Source organism: Tenacibaculum litoreum (assembly GCF_964513915.1).
Classification (GTDB): Bacteria; Bacteroidota; Bacteroidia; order Flavobacteriales; family Flavobacteriaceae; genus Polaribacter; species Polaribacter litoreum.
Map to the genome: position 1 here is coordinate 565,453 of NZ_CAZEQS010000003.1, position 21,300 is coordinate 586,752.

Annotated in this window: 27 protein-coding genes; 26 read left to right on the forward strand and 1 reads right to left on the reverse strand. The window is 29.0% G+C overall.

What is annotated here, in order from left to right; all coding sequences use genetic code 11:
- Positions 1–27 precede the first annotated feature (27 nt).
- The 24 genes from ACKTTR_RS08690 (at position 28) to bla (ending at position 19,571) form a co-directional block, all read left to right on the forward strand.
- The gene (locus ACKTTR_RS08690) at positions 28–1,317 is read left to right on the forward strand and encodes an amidohydrolase family protein (RefSeq protein ID WP_408027998.1); all 1,290 of its coding nucleotides are present in this window, start codon (positions 28–30) and stop codon (positions 1,315–1,317) included.
- Between the two features lie 369 nt (positions 1,318–1,686).
- Positions 1,687–2,481: a TrmH family RNA methyltransferase gene (locus ACKTTR_RS08695; RefSeq protein WP_408027469.1), complete on the forward strand. Its 795-nt coding sequence runs from the start codon at positions 1,687–1,689 to the stop codon at positions 2,479–2,481.
- Positions 2,482–2,683: 202 nt separating this feature from the next.
- Positions 2,684–2,974, forward strand: coding sequence for a hypothetical protein (locus ACKTTR_RS08700; RefSeq protein WP_408027470.1), 291 nt, complete (start codon positions 2,684–2,686; stop codon positions 2,972–2,974).
- A 198-nt stretch (positions 2,975–3,172) separates the two neighbouring features.
- Positions 3,173–4,582, forward strand: coding sequence for a ligand-binding sensor domain-containing protein (locus ACKTTR_RS08705; RefSeq protein ID WP_408027471.1), 1,410 nt, complete (start codon positions 3,173–3,175; stop codon positions 4,580–4,582).
- A gap of 157 nt (positions 4,583–4,739) precedes the next feature.
- Positions 4,740–5,489 (forward strand): hypothetical protein, encoded by a 750-nt coding sequence (locus ACKTTR_RS08710; protein ID WP_408027472.1) that lies wholly within the window; start codon positions 4,740–4,742, stop codon positions 5,487–5,489.
- 147 nt (positions 5,490–5,636) lie between these two features.
- A complete protein-coding gene (locus ACKTTR_RS08715; protein WP_408027473.1) occupies positions 5,637–6,248 on the forward strand; it encodes a hypothetical protein in 612 nt (203 codons plus the stop codon).
- 190 nt (positions 6,249–6,438) lie between these two features.
- On the forward strand, positions 6,439–6,852 hold the full coding sequence (locus ACKTTR_RS08720) for a hypothetical protein (RefSeq protein ID WP_408027474.1): 414 nt from the start codon (positions 6,439–6,441) through the stop codon (positions 6,850–6,852).
- A 66-nt stretch (positions 6,853–6,918) separates the two neighbouring features.
- The gene (locus tag ACKTTR_RS08725) at positions 6,919–7,437 is read left to right on the forward strand and encodes a hypothetical protein (RefSeq protein ID WP_408027475.1); all 519 of its coding nucleotides are present in this window, start codon (positions 6,919–6,921) and stop codon (positions 7,435–7,437) included.
- Between the two features lie 290 nt (positions 7,438–7,727).
- Entirely contained in the window at positions 7,728–8,687 is a 960-nt protein-coding gene (locus ACKTTR_RS08730) for a hypothetical protein (RefSeq protein ID WP_408027476.1), read from the forward strand.
- Between the two features lie 133 nt (positions 8,688–8,820).
- Complete coding sequence (locus ACKTTR_RS08735) at positions 8,821–9,270, forward strand: hypothetical protein (RefSeq protein WP_408027477.1); 450 nt, start codon at positions 8,821–8,823, stop codon at positions 9,268–9,270.
- 241 nt (positions 9,271–9,511) lie between these two features.
- On the forward strand, positions 9,512–10,051 hold the full coding sequence (locus ACKTTR_RS08740; RefSeq protein ID WP_408027478.1) for a hypothetical protein: 540 nt from the start codon (positions 9,512–9,514) through the stop codon (positions 10,049–10,051).
- A gap of 125 nt (positions 10,052–10,176) precedes the next feature.
- The gene (locus tag ACKTTR_RS08745) at positions 10,177–10,656 is read left to right on the forward strand and encodes a hypothetical protein (protein ID WP_408027479.1); all 480 of its coding nucleotides are present in this window, start codon (positions 10,177–10,179) and stop codon (positions 10,654–10,656) included.
- Positions 10,657–10,823: 167 nt separating this feature from the next.
- Positions 10,824–11,519: a hypothetical protein gene (locus ACKTTR_RS08750; RefSeq protein WP_408027480.1), complete on the forward strand. Its 696-nt coding sequence runs from the start codon at positions 10,824–10,826 to the stop codon at positions 11,517–11,519.
- Positions 11,512–12,246, forward strand: coding sequence for a hypothetical protein (locus tag ACKTTR_RS08755; protein WP_408027481.1), 735 nt, complete (start codon positions 11,512–11,514; stop codon positions 12,244–12,246). Before ACKTTR_RS08750 ends, ACKTTR_RS08755 begins: the two co-directional genes overlap by 8 nt.
- 300 nt (positions 12,247–12,546) lie before the next feature.
- Positions 12,547–13,233 carry a hypothetical protein gene (locus tag ACKTTR_RS08760; protein ID WP_408027482.1) on the forward strand — a complete coding sequence of 229 codons (687 nt, stop codon included), beginning with the start codon at positions 12,547–12,549 and terminating at the stop codon, positions 13,231–13,233.
- 64 nt (positions 13,234–13,297) lie between these two features.
- Complete coding sequence (locus tag ACKTTR_RS08765; protein ID WP_408027483.1) at positions 13,298–13,729, forward strand: hypothetical protein; 432 nt, start codon at positions 13,298–13,300, stop codon at positions 13,727–13,729.
- Positions 13,730–14,032: 303 nt separating this feature from the next.
- A complete protein-coding gene (locus ACKTTR_RS08770) occupies positions 14,033–14,461 on the forward strand; it encodes a hypothetical protein (RefSeq protein ID WP_408027484.1) in 429 nt (142 codons plus the stop codon).
- Between the two features lie 67 nt (positions 14,462–14,528).
- Entirely contained in the window at positions 14,529–15,047 is a 519-nt protein-coding gene (locus ACKTTR_RS08775) for a hypothetical protein (protein ID WP_408027485.1), read from the forward strand.
- A gap of 203 nt (positions 15,048–15,250) precedes the next feature.
- A complete protein-coding gene (locus ACKTTR_RS08780) occupies positions 15,251–16,267 on the forward strand; it encodes a hypothetical protein (RefSeq protein WP_408027486.1) in 1,017 nt (338 codons plus the stop codon).
- Positions 16,268–16,384: 117 nt separating this feature from the next.
- Positions 16,385–16,675, forward strand: coding sequence for a YciI family protein (locus ACKTTR_RS08785; protein ID WP_408027487.1), 291 nt, complete (start codon positions 16,385–16,387; stop codon positions 16,673–16,675).
- A 41-nt stretch (positions 16,676–16,716) separates the two neighbouring features.
- A complete protein-coding gene (locus ACKTTR_RS08790; protein ID WP_408027488.1) occupies positions 16,717–17,748 on the forward strand; it encodes an alpha/beta fold hydrolase in 1,032 nt (343 codons plus the stop codon).
- A gap of 92 nt (positions 17,749–17,840) precedes the next feature.
- Positions 17,841–18,365 carry a DinB family protein gene (locus ACKTTR_RS08795; protein ID WP_408027489.1) on the forward strand — a complete coding sequence of 175 codons (525 nt, stop codon included), beginning with the start codon at positions 17,841–17,843 and terminating at the stop codon, positions 18,363–18,365.
- Between the two features lie 2 nt (positions 18,366–18,367).
- Positions 18,368–18,724, forward strand: coding sequence for a VOC family protein (locus ACKTTR_RS08800; protein ID WP_408027490.1), 357 nt, complete (start codon positions 18,368–18,370; stop codon positions 18,722–18,724).
- Positions 18,725–18,812: 88 nt separating this feature from the next.
- Positions 18,813–19,571, forward strand: coding sequence for a subclass B1 metallo-beta-lactamase (gene bla / locus ACKTTR_RS08805; protein ID WP_408027491.1), 759 nt, complete (start codon positions 18,813–18,815; stop codon positions 19,569–19,571).
- 59 nt (positions 19,572–19,630) lie between these two features.
- On the opposite strand, the gene ACKTTR_RS08810 is transcribed toward bla, so the two are convergent.
- Positions 19,631–19,786, reverse strand: a complete 156-nt coding sequence (locus tag ACKTTR_RS08810; protein ID WP_408028011.1) for a hypothetical protein — start codon at positions 19,784–19,786, stop codon at positions 19,631–19,633.
- On the opposite strand from ACKTTR_RS08810, the gene ACKTTR_RS08815 reads away from it, so the two are divergent.
- Positions 19,740–20,774, forward strand: coding sequence for a DKNYY domain-containing protein (locus ACKTTR_RS08815; RefSeq protein ID WP_408027999.1), 1,035 nt, complete (start codon positions 19,740–19,742; stop codon positions 20,772–20,774). The genes ACKTTR_RS08810 and ACKTTR_RS08815 overlap by 47 nt on opposite strands.
- 36 nt (positions 20,775–20,810) lie before the next feature.
- Positions 20,811–21,206: a VOC family protein gene (locus tag ACKTTR_RS08820; protein WP_408027492.1), complete on the forward strand. Its 396-nt coding sequence runs from the start codon at positions 20,811–20,813 to the stop codon at positions 21,204–21,206.
- Positions 21,207–21,300 lie beyond the last annotated feature (94 nt).

The following is a 21,300-nucleotide window of genomic DNA, read 5'->3' on the forward strand; positions in this document are numbered from 1 at the left end:
ATAGTAACAAAAATTTAAAACGTGAAAATTAAACATATATATAACATATTATGCTTCTTATTTATAGGAAACATAATAGCGCAACAAACACCAGCACCCAAGCAAACTGAAGCTTACAGTATTGAAGGTGCTACAGCACATTTAGGAAACGGAGAAGTAATTGAAAACTCCTTAATCATGTTTTCTGACGGTAAAATTAAGTTCGTAGGAAGTGCTAACATGAGAATTGCCCGTATGGGAACTGTTATTAATGCCAAAGGAAAACACATATACCCAGGATTCATTGCAGCAAACACCTCTTTAGGTTTAGCTGAAATTGATGCTGTACGTGCAACAAGAGACTTTGATGAGGTAGGTTCAATGCTACCACACATTCGTAGTATTATTGCTTATAATGCAGAAAGTAAAGTGGTAGAAACCATGCGTCCTAACGGAGTATTAATGGCACAAATTACCCCACGTGGTGGTGTTATTTCTGGTACCTCTTCTGTAGTACAATTAGATGCTTGGAACTGGGAAGATGCTACTATTAAAACCGATGATGGTGTTCACATGAACTGGCCTCAGGTATTCTCGAGAGGTCGTTGGTGGATGGGTGAAGATCCAGGATTAAAACCTAACAAAAACTATCAAAAAAGCATTGATAAGCTTAAAGAATTTTTCGCCAATGCAAAAAGCTACCTAGCAGGTAACAAAACACCTAAAAACCTGCCGTACGAAGCTTTACAAGGAGTTTTAAACGGTTCGCAAAGAATGTTTGTGCACGTATCAGGTGAAAAAGGAATTACTGATGCTGTAAACATTTTTAAAGAATTAGGCGTTAAAAACATTGTTATTGTTCGCGGACAAGAGGCTGAAAAAGTTGCTGATTTATTAAAAGCAAACAATGTACCTGTTATTTTAGAGCGTGCTCACCGTTTGCCTAATGGTGAAGATGCTGATTATGATAGACCTTTTAGAGCGGCTAAGATATTAACCGATGCAGGTATTTTAGTTGGTTTAGGTATGGAAGGAGATATGGAACGTATGAGCACACGTAACTTACCTTTTTATGCAGGAACTTATGCTGCTTACGGATTAGGTAAAGAAAAAGCCTTACAATTAATTACTCAAAACAATGCTAAAATTTTAGGTGTTGACAACGTAGGAACCTTAGAAGTTGGTAAAGACGCTACCCTATTTATTTCTGAAGGTGATGCGTTAGATATGCGTACTAACATTTTAACAGCTGCTTTTATACAAGGAAGAAAAATTAGCCTAGAATCGCATCAAACAAAATTATGGAAGCGTTATGCTAATAAGTATAAAAATCAATAAACACCATCCTTAACGAATGAGATAGAAAATCTCATTACTAGAACTTAAAAACATCATTCCGTAAAAAGAATGATGTTTTTTTATGCACGAATAATAAACATGCGCTACTGTATTATAACACCATACAGTAGTGTCGGGTGACTTCATACACTACTGTATGAAGCTTAATACAAACTAGTGCACCCCATATTTTAGTTTTGTTTGAAGGTTCAAACAGTAGTATCTAGTGTTAAACAACAGTGATGTTTGGTGTTGGGCAACAGTACTGTTGTTTGCCTAACAACAGCTATAGCTAGTAATTATTCTTTTAGTAAGATGGTATTTTATTATAAAACAGAATAGTACTTTTGTATTCTGATATAATAGCAGATGAAACAGATTAGTAGTACACAAAACGCCTATATAAAAGAGCTTTTAAAGCTTCAAGAGAAATCTAGAGAACGTAAGAAAAAAGGATTGTTTTTAGTAGAAGGACAACGCGAAATTTCGTTAGTTGTTAAAGGAGGTTATGAAATAGACACTCTGCTGTTTGTTGCTGATATGTTTACCGAAGAAAGTGTAAACAAAATTCTAAATAAGGCTGCTAATTCTATAGAAATAACAAAAGAAGTATACCAAAAGCTTGCCTATCGTGATACTACCGAGGGTATTATTGCTGTAGTGAAAGCTAAAAACTTCGATTTAGATGCTATTGAATTCAATACCTCTACCCCACTCGTATTGGTTATGGAAGGTATTGAAAAACCAGGAAATATTGGTGCTATGTTACGTACTGCTGATGCTGCTAATGTGGATGCTGTTTTTATTGCCAACCCTAAAACGGATTTATTCAATCCTAATATCATACGTTCTAGTGTGGGTTGTGTATTTACCAATCAGATAGCTACAGGTACTTCTGAAGACATTATAGCGTACTTACAAGAGCACAACATTCATATTTACAGTGCTACCCTACAAAACTCAAACGAATACCATAAAAACGACTATACTAAGGCTACTGCTTTGGTAGTGGGTACTGAAGCTACAGGATTAACGCAAATTTGGCGAGATCAAGCTACTCAGAATATCAACATCCCAATGCAAGGAGAAATAGATTCTATGAATGTATCAGTTGCCGCAGCCATCTTAACTTTTGAAGCCAAACGTCAACGTAATTTTGTATAATAAGCTTACTTATCAATATTGAAAAACATCTTTTTAACCGTACATTTTTGTACGGTTTTTTATTTTGTTTTATCTTGGCTACCGCTAATAAAAAAAGAATAAAATTGCTAATAACTTCCGTTTATCACCTGTAATACTCCGGATAAAAGTTAAATCGGAATGTCAAGAGCGAAATTTAACAAAAGGAGAAATTGCGATTATTATGGCTGACCAAATTGAGTTTATGCCTTATGGAACATTAATGGGAATTCAGAATTGTCTTTTGACTTTCTGCGAGAATAATCCAAATTTAGTCGAGTACTATTTTTGGGCAATTAAGAGAGATGGTGTTGAGAATTTTCAAAAAAAATATGTTGATTGGTTAAAAAGTGATGAACATAAAGAATACACACCATTATTTGTCAGAAAAACAGAAAAAGAAATAGAAAAACAAGAAAAGAAAAAAGCACGAAAAGAAAAGCGTGATAAAAGACGAGCGGAAATAAATAAATAAATAAATAAATAAAAAACGATTTGCCAACACGTGTATAGCTAATTGCGGCTGAATTCCTTAATCGGAATTCATTGCAATTTGCTATCTTTCGGTTTCGGCGGAAAATCCTCGCAGATTTTCACGCAAAGAAACCATAGCCAAAACCGTTGCCAGTAATACGAACAAATGATAAAACAAATTTTTACAATCCTAATTCTATTGACATTTTTCAATAGTAACGCCCAAAATCTATTCTCTGAACAATTTGACGATTGTCATCAAGCACGATTTAGTTTTTGCCTTGATTGCGGAGAGACTAAAGCCCAATCGGAGTCAGATATTAATGAATACTTTAAAGAACATCTGACTGATTTTTCGCCAAAACTGAAAGGTCAAGTACTTGTGCAAGTCATAGTAGATTCGACGGGAAATCAATGTGTAAAAAGCCTTCAATCAAAAACTAATAGAAGCATTAAAAAACTTAAACTAAAAGACAAGATTAATTCTATGTCTGATTGGAAACCTGCTATCAGTAAAGGAAAAGAAAGAAGTGCAACAGTAGTTTTAGAGTTCGTATTTAATAACGGTCAAGTTGAGACAAGATATAAACGATTTGATACAAAAAATCAGTCAAATATGAAATCTGTCGGACCAGTTGAGATTGATAGAAAAGGAAAATATAAAAATAAACTTGACCCCAATTCATTTGAAGTCTTTACAACTCAAAACTCTATTATCCCTTGGGATATGTCAAGAGCAATTATAAGTGAGCAAAATGGAGTGATTTGGCACGGAACAGATAATGGAATTGTAAGAGTTGAAAATGGAAATATGATTTTGTTCGGCTCAAAAAACACACCAATTAAAGCAACACCATACAACAAGAAAAAATTACAATCAATTATGCACTCTGCGATTGACAGTAAAGGAAACAAATGGTTTGTTGGAGGAAAATCAGCCTATAAATATGACAATGAAAATTGGCAAGTTTTTGATACTATAAACTCACCATTAAACTGGACAACAAGAGTTTATGCCGACAAAGTTGGAAATGTATGGTTTCCCTCTTCAAAAGGTTTGATAAAATACGATGGACAAAATTGGTCTGTTATGGACACCACAAATACAAAGCTTCCATCAAATCGGATTATGGGAGTTTTTCTTGATAGTAAAAACCGTTTATGGATTGGAACCAACAAAGGAAATATAAGAATTGATGGACAAACAGTGACTGAATTTAACGATAATTCACCATTAGCCACTTCGACCTTAACTAAAGGGTTTGAAGATTCAACTGGAACAATTTGGTTCTCTTTATACGAGAAATTTCCTCAAACTAAAGGTTTTGCTAAATTCAAAACAGATGGAACTTGGGAAATAATAAGCACAGATAATTCAGATATACCACGAAATGACGTACTGGACTTTGCAGTAGACGAAAAAAATAACAGAATTTGGTTAAGTTTAAATCGAGTGGGAATTTCAATGTATGATGGAGAGAATTGGCAAACTTTCACACCTGAAAATTCTAAAGTACCAAGTACTTATGTTCAAAGAATGACTTTGGATAATAAAGGTAATTTATGGTGTGCAACTTTCGCTGGACTATTAAAAATAAAAATGGAATAAAATAAAGTACTACTGGCAACAACCTATATAAAAAATAGCGGTTTAATCGCTTAAAAGACATAAAATGAACAAATTAAAAGTCAGTTATAATCCGAAAAATTAACACATAAAATCCGCTACTTTTCATATACAAGACCGTTGGGCACAATTAATTCAAATGAACAAACTAATTACAATAATACTATCAATCGTTTTATTTGGTTGTAATAAACAAGCTTCAAAACAAAAAAACAAATTGATAAAAAGTGTGAATAAAACTATTGAATACACTATCCAAGTCAATAACGGAATTCAAGATACTCTATTAATCACAACTAAAAAATTCGGAAAAAACGATCAAATTATTTATCAAAAAAGAGAGACCTCATTTGATAATCAAAATATGAAGATTGATTATATCTATAATTCAGATAATCAACTAAAAAAAGAAATTGTAAAAATGTCGACAGACAGCTTACCTTTAGAAGTTAATTATTCATATAAGAACTCTTTACTTTTTCAATCTTCAAGTATTCTTGATAAGAATAACGAAAAATTTGAACAAATAGAAACCCAATATTATAGAAAAGACAAGACTAAAAAAATGTCTTCTATGTCTCAAATCTATGTAAACAAAATTTCAAAAGACACAATAACCAATTCATTAGTGAATGCTTATTATAATAAAGATGAAATAAATGATAGCATTGTAATAATCAACCTTAAAAGACAGGGATTAAAAACAAAAACAATTTACCAATACAATGGTAGTGAAATGATTTTAGCTAAAGAATTTAATAATAACTCTTTAGTTTCATCAACAAAATTTGAGTATAAGATGGATGAATTTGATAATTGGATTGAAAAAAGGATTATAGAAAACGAAGTTTTGAGAACGATAGCAATCAGAGAAATCTACTATAAATAACAGTACTCAACAACGTGTATAGTTCATTGCTTTTGAATTTCCTATCGAAAATTCCTCGCACTTTTACTATCTTGGTTTCTTAATCGGAAAATCCTTGCAGATTTTCACGCAACGAAACCATACATAAACCGCTGCCAATAATAAAAGATGAATCCACGTAGACTGTCTTTATTTAAAGAAAAAAAAGGATTTTATATTTCACCAGAAAACATAATTGCGATTGCTTGGTGGGGAATAATTTTTCTACTTTATTATCTTAAAAATTCTTTCGGATTTAATTTCAAAGGAATTGAAACTGGAATTCTAATACTTGGAACTTTATATATAATTGGTTTATTGATTAGCACTTTTTTTAGGTACGAAAGAGAAATAGGAGAATATCGTGGGAGAATATATTTCTATGAAAATCATATAAATATTGAAAATATAGACTACAAACTTGATGAAATAAGGAAGTTGGAATTTTTCTCAACTTTTGATGTTAAAGGGAATTTTACAAATCACCTTTTTGAGTTTGCACCTCATTTATCTAATGGTTTGAATAATCGTTTTATTTTGACTTTAAAAAATGGAAAACAAATTGAATATAATTTTTTACAGACAAAATCTGAACAGCTAAAATATTATAAAGATGTTTTAACGAATTATTATAAAAATGGAATCATTAACTGGTTGGAGTTATTGAACATTTTAAATATTGAGGATTATGATGAAATTCAGAAATTTAAGAAACAAATTACTATTTCCAACACCGTATAAAATTAATTACTAGTGCAAGCCTACTTACGAAAATCCTCGCGGATTTTCAGCTTGGTGTGTACTTGCAAAGTTAAGTACTAAACTACGCAATCAGCTATAAACAAAATCATTACAACTAATTATCACCATGAAAAATTACCCTTTCACACCAAAATCAAATAAAAAGATAAAAGTCGGAGATTACTGGGTTATGAAACTTTCTGATAACTCTTATTCTATTGGAGTGATTATTGATATTCCTCCCGATGATTTAAAATTGACACGAGAAGTAATAATCGGATTATTAGATTGGAACAAAGCTAAACACCCTAAAGAATCTGAATTAAAAAATTGTAAGATTTTAAGTCAAGGACACGCTCACATTAAAGCGATTAATTATTCTGGAAAAGAAATTTTAGGAAATATAAATATTTCGCCTAAAATCATGATAGATACTTATGGAGCAAACAGTAATGATTATTATTTAATGCAAGGTTATAAGAAAATTAGAAAATCAAATTTTAAAGATGATGAATTATATGAAATGAGCGAATATTGGGGTTATGATTATATTAAAGAAATTGCAGAAAATATTTTTGTTAAAAAAGATAAAAACAGGCTATAACAATGGTTATAAGTAACAACACCCCACAAAATAAATCACTTATAAACAAATAATTTAAAAAATAATATGGAACCTGCAACTTGGGGATTTATAGGAACAATAGTTGGAACGATTGTCGGAGCTTTAGCAAGTATATATACAACGTATTTGAATGGAAAAAATACAGCATCAATTCAAAACAAAAGTGAGACTTTTAAACGAGAAGAGTTATTCAGAGAATTTCAAAGAGATAATTATTTAAAGCTTCAAGAAATAATTCCAAAAATTATAAGATTGATAAATCTGCTACTCTTAGAAGATAAAGAAAATTATCAGAAAACTAGAGAATGGCAAAAAGCTAGTGTTAATTCGGAAAACGATAATAATCTAATGAATCAATTAAGAGAATTGTCCATTTACACAGAGCGTGTTGATAACACCGATTTAAGAGAAGAACTAAAAAAAATTAAAACCAAAGCAGGAAAAGTTTTGATGACATCTAGTTGGTCAGAAAGCGACTTGATTATGTCTGATTTGATTAAAAATGATTATGACCGAATCATGGAAAATTTAGGAATTGAACTAAGGAAAAATTATAAAAACTAAGCCTAACATTGTATAACCGTAATTACGGCGGATTTATAACTTACTTATGAAAGCTAAAAAGCAAACTACTTTAAACCGTACATTTTTGTACGTTTTTTTATTTTGTTTTATCTTGGCTAACACTTTAACAAAAAAGAATAAAATTGCTATAGAATTCCTTTTTTTATTTCCTAAACAAGGAGCTTAACGATAAAAATAAAAGAACAGTAAAGATGCATTTATACCTTCCTTTTTTGTCTGTATAAGTGTAGTAAAAATGTTATATAAATAAGTTAGATTTAATAAAAATGATGAAAATTAAATTAGTATCACTATTGTTATTAGTGAGTTTTTCAAATGTTATAATAGGACAAAACAACGACTTAGATAATTTTAAGAAGTTTCTTCCATATATTATTAAAGGTTTACAACAACCTAAGCCTGAAAAACAATTAGATGAGAATACTTCTGGGGTCTTTCAAAAACCTTGGGAAGTTAAAAAATTACAAGATTCAGAAATACAAAACATCATAAAAAAAATAATTGATAATAAAAGGTTCAAAGTAAAAAAAGATTACACTGGTGAATGGAAATTAGATTTTTTCTCAAAGCTTAAAAATTTTGAATCTATCGAAGAAATATACAAAAGCAATGGGGCTTTATCCAATACGTTTGTACAAGTATCAGAAATTAAAATCCTTGATGAAGCAAATAGTTCAGCTTATTTCATCAATAAAAATAAGAGTATTAAAAGTAATGAATCAAAAAAATTAAACTTTAATAGTGGGCAAATACATACAACTTTTCCAATTATAAAAGAATACTCCAACTTGAATGGAAGTATTAAAGTTACACTTAAAGAATATTCAAAGATTAGATATAAAGTTTTTCAAAAAAATGATACAGATATTGAATTTAATTTAGGAGATATTAAAAATATAAAGCTTCTAAGAATAGACAAAAATAAAGCGTATTTTATACTTCCAAAAGTAGTAGATAATATTGAAATAACTTCTACAAACGTTAAAAATGAAACGCATTCAAGTCAATCTATATCAAAAATTCCAAAAAAAGTTTATGATTTTGCAACAAAAGATAATTTAACAGATGAATCTATAAATTCATTCATAAAAAACTTATCTAAACAGGACGTTTATGAAAATTATCAAATGTTGATTTATGAAACTAATGGCATTATTGATAGCTTGTATATTTATTTAAAATCTAATCCAATCGTTTTAGCTTCTAAAACAATCGAAATAAAGCTATAGCTAAAAATGGCTATAAGCAATTGCTTGTTCTCACCTACTTCTGAAAATCCTCGCGGATTTTCAGTTTGTTGTGTACATGCAAAGTTTACCTCTCAACTACTCTTAACCAAAACCAATAGTTACAAACATAAAAATGGAATTTAATACAACAAAAGCAGTAAAAAGATCAGAAACCAATAAATATATTTCAATTGGATTAATTATTTATGGATTGATCAAACTTTTAAATTTTAATTGGCCTTACCAATTTACTACTTCTTCTATTCTAGGATTAGGGCAAGTGATTTTATTCCCTATTCTTGGGATTACTTTACTAATGAGTAGTTTCAAAAAAATAAAATTGATAAATGGAGACTTCATACATTTTAAAGAAAATACGTTACATATTAAATCTAGAGGAGTTGAAAAAGAAACCAATGAATTTGATGATATAAAATCTATAAAAATAAATCTTGATGATATAATTGTAAGCTATGCAGATGGATTAGCTTTAAAAATAAACTTAGTTGATTATACTGATACTTCAACTCGAAAAGAAATAAAGAATCATTTCAAAAACAAATATTCTGAGCTTATTAAATAATATATAAAACAATCTGTAGCGAATAGTAGACAGCCTCAATTATGGCGGTTTTAAATTCACTCATCAAAGCTTAAACATATCTTTAAACCGTACATTTTTGTACGGTTTTTTATTTTGTTTTACATTAGCTAGCGCTTAACAAAAAAGAATAAAATTGCTAAAAACTTCCTTTTTTCATTTCCTAAACAAGAAAGCTTAGCAACAAAAGTATTTATATAACCGTTAGCTACAATACCATAAAATGAGACCTAAAATAAAAAAAGAAGATTTTTTAAATGCTGATGATAAATGGTTAGTTCAATTAATTGGACAAACCACGGATGTAGAAATAAATCCAAATATAACAAATCAAAAAAAAGACTTATACTATAAAAGAATTCAACTATGTAACTTAATTATTCAGATTGAATTTACTATTGAAAGTTATGGACAAATAAATTTCTTTATAGATTATTCGCATGAAATACCTGATTTAATAGAACTTAAAAAGTTATTATCTGAATTTAACGAACATGACACTGTTAATGCCATTGATAAAACTTTATTATTCTATGACAACAACAAAAAAGAATTTGATTACTTAACTAATGATGTTGAGCCAACTGATTATGATTTAAGACATGAACAACTTGAAAAAAAATATCATGATTTAGAAGAGACAAAAGATGGTGGATGGTTTCATATCCCTCTTTCTGAACCTATTGAAAACTTGGCTAAATATATGAGATTAAATCCTAATGAATTCTTAGTTGATGAGAATGGGAAAGAGTACAGTAACTAATAATTGCTTGTTCTCGCCTACTTCTGAAAATCCTCACGGATTTTCAGTTCGGTGTGTACATGCAAAGTTAAGTTCTAAACCACGCAACTACTCATAGCCGGAGATGTTGACAAACAAAATATCGAATGAAAAAACATACAATCTTAATTACAATATTTCTTATTACTGTAATAAAAACCAATGCGCAAGAATTGACTTGTGAGGATTTTAAAATTGGAAAATTTTATATTCCACAAACTCAAGAAATAAGTAAATATACAATTGAAGTAAGTGACAGTATAATAGAAATGACTGATAAACGAGATTTATCTATCAAGAAATGGATTGTAGTTCGAGAAAAAAACACTCAAACCGAATGGAAAAACGGAATCGGAAATGGTATTCCTGAGCATGAAGTAATTGAGTGGATTGACGATTGTACTTATCGATTGACTTATGACTCTTCAAAAATGGAATTGAGCGAGAATAAAAAGTGGGTGAATGAAAATAAGGGAATTGTTATAACTAAAACGAAAATTGAAAATAACTGTTTGTATTACAAAGCAACAATGACGACAAACGAAGGGCAAAAAATTTCGCAAAACGGAATAATATGCAAAGAATAAAAATACTCTGTACAACAACATATAACCACAATTATGGTGGTTTCGACTACGTCCAAATCCACTCGAAATTGCTAAAGCCTGTGTAAAACAGTAATTTTAACGAAAATCAAATCTGTAACTGACGGCCATATAAAACAATTGTAGGCAGTTATGACCAACCAAACCCAATGAATGAATATTTAGTAATTACTTTAATATTTCTGGTTTATTTCTCACCTGTTTTCTATCAATTATATCTTGCTATAAAGGAAAATAAAGGAGGAAATACAATTCCGCTAAAAAAGTTTAAAAAATTCTTGAAGTATAGTGTTATGGTAATCATTCCAGTAATAATCGGTTTTGGAATTTTAAGCCATACGAACTATCTGAATTATGAAAAACCATTGACTTTTGACAAATACGAACAAATTACCTTTGAAAATTTCAGAGGTCTTGAGTTTTTCAAAAAATCACTTTACGGCAATGAAAGATTTGCATACGTTGTTACCTCAATAGAAAACGAAATTGATGATAAGACTGTAACTATCCAATCATTTTTTCACCCTTCACGTTCATTTGTTTATAAGAAGAATACGAATAGTAAAGAATTGTTAACACACGAAAAATACCATATTAAAATAACCGAACTGTTCGCTAGAAAAGCGAAAGAAAAAATATCTAAACTAAATAAGTTTGATGAAAAAAAAATCGAGGTAATAATTAGACAAGCTGAACAAGACGAAAGAAATTTCCAAAAACAATATGACTATGACACTTTCCATAGTTACGTTTTGAGCGAACAAAAGAGGTATGAAAAAGAAGTTGACAGTTTATTAAATTTGCTCACTGAATATAAAGAACCCAAAATAGAATTTAATGATTAAAATTAGAATTATCCTTTTTGCTATAATCAGCATAACACTTACTAATTGCAATACTGAAAAACACAAATTTCCACTTGACAAACGCTATTGGGACTTAAATGACTACGATGATGCAGTTTTAGAGCTTAATTATGGATATGAAGCAGATGAAAAACTTCCAACTTTTGACGACCCACAAACAAGAATAATCGTAGAAAAACTAACTGACCAACAGAATTTCAATATTGTACTTGATGACAATGAATTAGGGTTAAAACATAGAAATAACGTTGCAGAAAAGTTCTTCAATGAATGGAAAGATATGAATAACATCTACGATGCACTTGACAGAAAAGACCAGTATCTATATGACAAAGAAATGCTTGCTGTTTGGCACTTTGGTTTAGAACTTCAACTAAAATATTTCAAATTAGGAAATGACCAAATTAAGGAAAATGCAGACGACCCAAATTCATCAAGAGTTAAGAACAATATTAACTCAAACATTAAAACACTAATAAACAACTATCTAATTTATTTAGACGAGATAAATAACGAAAAGGCATTTACAGAAAGTGGAAAAGACAAACTTGCAGATGGAATTGACAAATACTTTCCAGCCTTGATTGAACTTTACCCAAATGCAAATTACAGCGGAATGAAAAACAAAGCGGAATTGATGTTAAAAAAAGCTGAATCGGACAAAATTAAAGCGTCGTTGAATAATTTAATTGAACTGATTGACTAGAAAAGCAAAAAAGAAACTGAATTCTAATAAAATTTAAAACCGCACTCAACTATATATAATTACAATTGCGGTATATTCATAACTTACCTATAAGGGCTAAAAAACAAGCTACTTTTAACCGTACATTTTTGTGCGGTTTTTTATTTTGTTTTATCTTGGCTAACGCTTAACAAAAAAAGAATAAAATTGCTGTAGACTTCCGTTTATCACCTGTAATACTCCGGATAAAAGTAGTTTTAGTTTTTTATAATTAGTTTGCATTAATTATAAAAATCTAAATAAATAAACTCTAATTAAATTATGTTTACGTCATATAGATTTCAACAATTTCTTATAATAGACAGATTATACCCTACTGGCCTTGACAATGATTTAGATTCAATGAAAACATTTTTAAAATCCATCGAGAAAGGAACATTAGAAATGATAAAGTCTGACGTACAAAAAATGGAAGTAGAGATGAAAAATGACGTAATTATTGATAATGAAATCATTTTTAGCAATGTAGATTTTTTAGACTATAAAAGTACTTCAAGTGCTCTTAATATAATATACAACTCAACTTTAGTCTCTTTATATTCATTTTTAGAAACCAGATTAAAATTTCTATATGAATTATTAGAAAATCAAAAAAATATAAGGATTAATAAGAATAAAGGAGAAAGCAATATTATGTTTTACAAAAGAAAATTAGAAGAAAAATATTTTCTTGACTTTTCCTCATTAAATGCAGAGTGGGAAGAAATCTGTTTACATACACTACTACGAAATACCCTAACTCATAGCCACATACAAGAACAAAAAACTGATATTAGTGATTATAAAAAAATACAAAGTATAGAACACTTAAGTACTGAAATGAATTCTGGTATTTTACTTTTTGAAATTAATGACTTTAAATTTTTATATAATTTTTTTGACAAAATTTCTGAGATATTAAATTTCATTTGTTATATAAAAACTAATGCTAAAATCAACGATAATTAATACGAATTTTGGTGTTTAATGTATTTTTATAAAGTCCGCCAAATTTTTTTGATTTGTTTTAAAAATGAAAAATAGAAAGTCAGAAATATTATTTAAACTATTATGGATTGGGTTGACTTTGTTTACAATCTATATTTTTGGTTGGTTAACCTTTATTTATTTGACTTTCGGAAATATTGAAACCGATCAATACAGCTATTGGAATTTACTTATACCGAATATTTTGACAATTGGGCTGCTTATATTCTACGCAAAAGAAATATTAATTGGATATAAACCAACATCAACAGCTCGGAATCTGAAATCATTACTAATATTCTCAACTCTCATAATAATTCTGACTATAATTCAAATCCCACAATTTAAATTATTATTTGATTCTCCTAAATCAGAGTCTTGGGAAATAATTTTATCTCTCATTATAATTTTAACCTCTTACGTTGGAATTATAACAAATAGAGCATTGAGGGTTAAAGAATTAAAAAACAACAGTTAAAAAATAACTATATATAAATAAGATATACACAATTACTGAGAGGTTCATAACTTATCTTTCAATATTAAAAAACATCATTTTAACCGTACATTTTTGTACGGTTTTTTATTTTGTTTTATCTTGGCTAGCGCCAATAAAAAAAGAATAAAATTGCTATAGACTTCCTTTTTTTATTTCCTAAACAAGGAGTATAACGGTAAGTCTATTCTGCATATAAACTAATTATAGCCAATTATTGCCATGGAAAATTATCCTTTCATACCAAAATCAAATAAAAAGATAAAAGTTGGAGATTATTGGGTTATGAAACTTTCTGATAAATCTAATTCCATTGGAGTGATTATTGATATTCCTCCCGATGATTTAAAATTGACACGAGAAGTAATAATCGGATTGTTAGATTGGAACAAAGCTAAACACCCTAAAGAATCTGAATTAAAAAATTGTAAAATTTTAAGTCAAGGACACGCTCACATTAAAGCGATTAATTATTCTGGAAAAGAAATTTTAGGAAATATAAATTTTAAAAAATTAAATATTTCGCCTAAAATCATGATAGATACTTATGGAGCAAACAGTAATGATTATTATTTAATGCAAGGTTATAAGAAGATTAGAAAATCAGATTTTAAAGATGATGAATTATATGAGATGAGCGGATATTGGGGGTATGATTATATTAAAGAAATTGCAGAAAATATTTTTGTTAAAAAAGATAAAAACAGGCTATAACAATGGTTATAAGTAACAACACCCCCATAAAATAAATCACTTATAAACAAATAATTAAAATAATGATATGGAACCTGCAACTTGGGGATTTATAGGAACAATAGTTGGAACGATTGTCGGAGCTTCAGCAAGTATATATACAACGTATTTGAATGGAAAAAATACAGCATCAATTCAAAACAAAAGTGAGGCTTTTAAACGAGAAGAGTTATTCAGAGAATTTCAAAGAGATAATTATTTAAAGCTTCAAGAAATAATTCCAAAAATTATAAGATTGACAAATCTGCTACTCTTAGAAGATAAAGAAAATTATCGGAAAACTAGAGAATGGCAAAAAGCTAGTGTTAATTCGGAAAACGATAATAATCTAATGAATGAATTAAGAAAATTATCCATTTACACAGAGCGTGTTGATAACACCGATTTAAGAGAAGAACTAAAAAAAATTAAAACTAAAGCAGGAAAAGTTTTGATGACATCTAGTTGGTCAGAAAGCGACTTGATTATGTCTGATTTGATTAAAAATGATTATGACCGAATCATGGAAAATTTAGGAATTGAACTAAGGAAAAATTATAAAAACTAAGCCTAACATTGTATAACCGTAATTACGGCGGATTCATAACTTACCTATAAGGGCTAAAAAACAAACTACTTTAAACCGTACATTTTTGTGCGGTTTTTTATTTTGTTTTATCTTGGCTAAGCTTAAACAAAAAGAACAGTAAAGTACCCCAACACCTACAAAATTGTCTATATAAACAAGCCGTAAGGCATAAAAAAGAACTAATGAACAAAACATTAAGTCTTCAGAAAAGACTAATAATCTTTGGTTTCCCTATGTTGATTATAGGATTGATGATTATGATTTCAAAATCAACAGTTTTTGACAAACACCCGATGAGTCTATCAACTGGAATTACATTTGATTTATTATTGACAGTTCCTTTAATCTACTTTTTGCTTATCAGGAAAACGAGTATTCCAAAGACTACAGTAGTCCCTTTTTTGATTATTGGAATCGTCATTTGTTCTATAATACTTCCTGCACAAAATCAACATTATCTTAATCTTTTTAAGACTTGGGTATTTCCTATAGTTGAACTTTCAATAGTATCTTATGTAATTTACAATGTAAGCAAAGCTATAAAGCGGTATAGGCTAAATAAACATGAAGAAATTGACTTTTTCACAGCTTTAAAAAATACCTGCTATGAAATACTTCCAAAAAGATTAGTTATTCCTGTCGTAACCGAAATAGCTGTTTTTTACTATGGTTTTATTAATTGGAAAAGAAGAAAGTTCAATAAAAATGAGTTCACTTATCATAAAGATAGTGGGACAGTTGCTCTTTTAATTGTCATAATTTTTATTATTGCTATAGAAACTATTGTTTTACATGTTCTTCTTCAGAAATGGAATGTTACAGTTGCCTGGGGTTTAACTTTTTTAAGCATTTATTCTGGAATTCAGCTTCTTGGATTTCTAAAATCTATATACAAAAGACCTATATCAATCAAAAATGAAAAACTATTTCTTCGATATGGTATTATGAACGAAACGACTATTGATTTAAAAGATATCGAGAGCGTCGAGATTTCGTCAAAGGATATAGAATTAAACAAAGAAACACGAAAATTATCATTTTTAGGTGAATTAGAAAATCATAATGTAATTATCAGATTAAAAGAAGAAAACGAATTGACTGGACTATATGGAATTAAACGTAAGTACAAGAATTTAGCATTGCATGTTGATAAGAAAAATGAATTTAGAAATCAAATAAATAATGCTTTACAACATTAATCATAAATAATTACCTCACTAGCCTAATAGCTAGGCTACGTATCTACTCATCGCCAAAACCTCTATGATTCATACCCAAACAAACGTAAAAAACTATAACCGAATAAAAAACTTTAAATGTTTATAATTAATCTGACTTATAAAACAGAACTAAAAAAAATTGACCACTTTCTTAACGAGCATATTGAATTTCTGAATGAGCAATATGAATTAGGACATTTTCTAGCTTCTGGACGAAAAACACCAAGAACAGGCGGAATTATATTATCAAATGTCAAATCTAAATCTGAATTGGAAAAGATTATAGAAAAAGATCCTTTCAAGAAAAACGAATTAGCAGATTATGAACTGACTGAGTTTGTACCGAGTAAAACTTGTGACGAATTGAAGTTTTTAATGGAAGGATAAAGTACGAACACACAATAAGTTTATTATATATAAAAATTACTATGAAATTAATTCTAAAAACTCTCAAATGGATAGGTAGATTTTTAGTTGGAATTATACTACTCTTAATAGTATCAGGAGCATGTTACCGTTTGTTTAGTTCAAAACCTATTCCTCCAGGAAAATTAGTTGATGTCAATGGAACGAAGCTTCACATAAGAGCTGAAGGTGAAAAAAACGATTTACCAACTGTTATTCTTGAAGCAGGTGCAAACAGTCATACAGATATGCTTCATTGGATTGCGGAAGGGTTGAAGAAAAATATGAGAGTAATACGCTATGATAGAGAAGGAAAATGGTTTAGCGAATCAAGTAAAGATAGTATTACATCAGAATTTTATGCCCACCAATTACACAAATTACTTGAGAAAAATGGAGAAAAGCCTCCTTATATCTTAGTTGGTCATTCTATGGGTGGACCCTACAATCAAATATTCAGAGATCTGTATCCCAATGAAGTAAAAGGAATGGTCTTCTTAGATTCGAGCCACCCTAAACAATGGGAACGACTAGCTCAAAATGAATTAATTCCCAAAGAACAAATTAACTTATTAAAATTTATTGCAGTTATTTCAGATATGGGTATAAGAGGAGTCTATAATAAAATAACTAGCCCTAAGGCTAAAAATAATGGCTTACCTAAAGATTGTCATATCCGTAACCTTAATCTTGCTTGTTATTCAGGTAAGGTTTATCATAGGTACCTAAAAGAAAACCGCATCAATGATGATATACTTAAGCGAGCAGGTCAAGCAAAAAGTTTAGATTCGTTACCTATTTTGGTTTTTACCGCTACTGAACAATATAGAGAGTCTCAAAAAGAAAAATATAGAAAGAATGGTATTGATCCTGACAAACAAATTCAATTATGGTTAGATATACAAAAGGAATTGGCAGAACTATCTACTAACAGTAAACAATTCGTTATTGAATCAAGTCATGGTACTATAATTACCAAAAAGGAAAACGCTGATATAATTAATAAAGAAATACTCTTAATGGTTGAAAAAATTGAAAAAGAAAATCATGAATAAGTACTATTCAGTATTGTCTATCAATGAAATCACAGAGAGCTCATAATCCTACTCAAATACCTTTTAATTAATAATAACTAAAAACATACGTAATGGAAAAATCAGAACCCCAAAAAAAATCAAATTTTTTAGAATATGTTTTAGAATTAAATGGTGATATCGAACTCATAGAAGCTTTAGAGTTAAGTTTAAAAGAAATCAATAACATTGATATTTCCCAACTTAATAGAATTGGTTTTAAAACTTATGAAAAAGACAAGTGGACTATTCATAAAATATTACAGCATCTTATAGATTGGGAAAGAATTTGGTGTTTTAGAGCTTTAGTTTTTGCTCGTAAAGAAGGTATTATACCAGAAGCACTTGATCAAGAAACAATGGGAGAAAATTCAAACGCAAATGAATTATCAATAGAACAATTGATTGATGAACTTAAAATTGTACGCCAATCAACTATAATGATGTTTAAATCTTTTAACAAAGAGATACTAAAAATAAATTGTGCTTTTTTTGAATATGAAATGCCTCTTTTTGCAATCGGTCTCACAATCACTGCGCATCAAATACATCATTTTAAAATAATTAAAGAAAAATATTTACCATTAGTTACAAGTTAACTATGCGAAGAATTGTACTCAACATATACTCTAATGATTTAGAAAAAAGCAAGAATTTCTACATAGATTTTTTAGGAATGGACTTGGCGATGGATATGGGTTGGATTTTAACTTTCGTATCAAAAGAAAACGAAACAGCACAAATTTCAATCTTCCAAAACGAAAAAAACAAACCATTGGATAATTCAGCTATATTTTTATCAATTGAAGTTTCAAATATTGATAATTGGTATAAACACGCTGAAGAACAAAAAATTGAAATTGTATATCCGATTACAAATGAAAATTGGGGAGTAAGACGTTTTTTTGTAAAAGATCCCAACGGAGTAACTATTAATCTACTAACGCATTTAGAATAGAAACAAAAGGAGTGACATTCATGAATGATAATTGGATGAAGTAGACTATAAAAAACTAAATCAAGAAAATATTAATATACATATCTAAATGAAAACCATAACAAAAGCTTTATTCATAACTTTAATTTCTTTAACGATTTTAAGTTGTAATTATCAAAAAAACAATTCGTTTAAACCGAAAGAAGTTTATAAAACTAAAAACCTAATTATCACTCAAATTTCTGAAAACTCATTTCAACATACTTCCTTTTTACAAACTGAAAGTTTTGGAAATGTCCCTTGTAATGGATTGATAATTAACAACAAAAATGAAATCGTAATTTTTGATACTCCTACTACTGACTCAAGCTCAGAAGAATTAATAAAGTGGATAAATGAAACTCTTCATTCAAAAATTAATGCAATCATCCCCACTCATTTTCACGATGACTGTTTAGGCGGGTTAAAAGCATTTCATCAACATCAAATTCCTTCTTATTCATATTATAAAACTATAGAGTTTGCTAAAAAAAATAATTCTGAAATTCCACAAAACAGTTTTAAAGAACCTCTTCTACTTAAAGTTGGTGATAAAGATATTATTACAAAACATTTTGGAGAAGGACATACAAAAGATAATGTTGTTGGTTATTTTCCGCACGAAAATATTATGTTCGGAGGATGTTTAACAAAAACTCTTAATGCTAACAAAGGTTATTTAGGTGATGCTAATGTTTCTGAATGGTCAAATACCATTAAAAAGATTAAGTTAGAATATCCTAACATAAAAATTGTTGTTCCTGGACACGGAAAACATGGTGATATAAAGTTATTAGATTACACCATTAACTTGTTTAAAACTGAATAAAAAGCATAAACTAATAAAAAGATTATAAGTTACTTAATGAACTTAATTACAGACCATCCTTATATATCAACAATCATAATTATACTTATTTTGAATTCTATAATAAAAAAAATTACAAAAGCTAAACACTCACCACTTGCAAAAGTATTCTTATTTATCATAGCTATAATTTCCCAAGCCTGCAGTCCTTTTGCAGGACCCGTTGATAAATCCATTTCAGATTCCTACTACTATTCAAAATCAAAAAATAACATCTGTTATTCTCCTATGGGAAATTGGTTTGAATTGGGTAATACTAAGATAAATGCAGATGTTGAGAGTTTTAAAGTTTTAGGAAGAGACTTTGGGAAAGATAAAAACCACTTATACTTCAAAACTCATATTATAGATAATGAAGTTGACGTTGCTACCTTTTACGTTGATGATGACAATTACATCTGTTTTGATAAAGACCATGTATATTTAGCTGTAAACTACTTACCACAAGATATTAAAGAGGTTCATCAAGAAAAAAAGCACTTATGGAAAATAGCTAAAGCAAATCCAAAAACATTTCAAAAAATTGATAGCGACTGGTCTAAAGACGATAAACATTACTTTTATAATTATAAACCCGTAGATGTAGACTACAACTCATTTACAATTATAAATAACAACTTTGTTAAAGATAAAAATAAAGTATACTCATTAAAGAATTATGAATTGCTAGCTTCTTCAATAGATCCTACTACAACAAAAAAAATCAATAGTAGATATATTGCAGATAAAAACAATATTTATGATTTTCAAGAATATCAAAATGGTAAAATAGTAGATTCTCTAATCTCAATACCTTACCAAAACATCAATGATTTAATTATTTTAGAGGATAAATTTCTGCTATTTGACAATAAAGTTATTTACGATGCAGCCATAATTGAAAATGCTGATGCTTCATCTTTTCAAATAATTCAATTCCCTTATTCAAAAGACAAGAATCATGTATTCTATCACGGAGGTATAATTGAAAAAGCAGATCCAAAAACCTTCAGTATTTTCGAAACATCTTACTATTCAAAAGATAAAAATCATGTATTCGTTTATGGAAAACTATTAAAAGATGCTGATGTTGCTACTTTTGGACCAGTGAATAAAAAACATTCTTTATTATATAAAGATAAAAACCACACCTACCGTGGAGATCAAATTGTAGAAAACAATTAACACTACTATTGAATAGTAACAAAACTAAAAATAGCCATGAAATACGGATACACTATACTTTATGTTGAAAACGTAAAAGAAACGATTAACTTTTACGAAAAAACTTTCGGTTTTACCCCTAAATTTATCACACCTGAAAATGATTATGGTGAGTTAACTTCAGGAGAAACCACCATTGCTTTCGCTTCTTATGAATTAGGAAAGTCTAACTTTAAAAAAGAGTTTATAAAAGCAAACATATATAGTAAACCTTTTGGAATAGAAATGGTTTTTGTGTCTGAAAATATAGAAGTCGATTTTAAAAAAGCTATTGATATGGGAGCTATTGAGTTTGAACCAATCAAAGAAAAGCCTTGGGGACAAAAAGTAGGCTATGTAAGAGACATTAATGGTTTTTTAATAGAAATTTGTAGCCCTATCAAAAATGAGTAATATATATTTTTAAAGTAGTTGTAATTATAAAAAGGACTACTTGTAGTTACTACTCACCTTCTAATTATACCTTTTGTAGTTTTTTTATTTTATC